General features: G+C 51.8%; 1 protein-coding gene. It reads left to right on the plus strand.

Translation table 11 applies throughout. From position 1 onward, the window contains the following. Positions 1 to 843 (plus strand): collagen-flanked surface repeat-containing protein (locus tag ERX37_RS11145; RefSeq protein WP_481817028.1); only part of this gene is annotated, 843 nt, incomplete at both ends.

Here is an 843-nt window from a genome sequence, read left to right on the forward strand (position 1 = left end):
TCACAAATCCAGACGGCACGACAACGACAACAGTCATCAAAGATGGTGTTGACGGAGTAGACGGTAAAGATGGCGAATCACCAACGGCGACAGTAGTCGACAATGGAGACGGTACACACACAGTGACGATCACAAATCCAGACGGCACAACAACGACAACAGTCATCAAAGATGGTGCGGACGGCGAATCACCAACGGCGACAGTAGTCGACAATGGAGATGGCACGCATACAGTGACGATCACAAATCCAGATGGTACGACAACAACAACAGTCATCAAAGACGGAGTAGACGGTAAGTCACCAACGGCGACAGTAGTCGACAACGGCGACGGCACGCATACAGTGACAATCACAAATCCGGATGGCACGACAACAACAACAGTGATCAAAGATGGTGCGGACGGCGAATCACCGACAGCGACAGTAGTCGACAACGGCGACGGCACGCACACAGTGACGATCACAAATCCAGACGGCACGACAACGACAACAGTCATCAAAGATGGTGTTGACGGAGTAGACGGTAAAGATGGCGAATCACCAACGGCGACAGTAGTCGACAATGGAGACGGTACACACACAGTGACGATCACAAATCCAGACGGCACAACAACGACAACAGTCATCAAAGATGGTGTTGACGGAGTAGACGGTAAAGATGGCGAATCACCAACGGCGACAGTAGTCGACAATGGAGACGGCACACACACAGTGACGATCACGAATCCAGATGGTACGACAACAACAACAGTGATCAAAGATGGTGCGGACGGCGAATCACCAACGGCGACAGTAGTCGACAACGGCGACGGCACGCACACAGTGACGATCACAAATCCAG

Source organism: Macrococcus hajekii, assembly GCF_004359505.1.
In the GTDB taxonomy this organism is placed as follows: domain Bacteria; phylum Bacillota; class Bacilli; order Staphylococcales; family Staphylococcaceae; genus Macrococcus; species Macrococcus hajekii.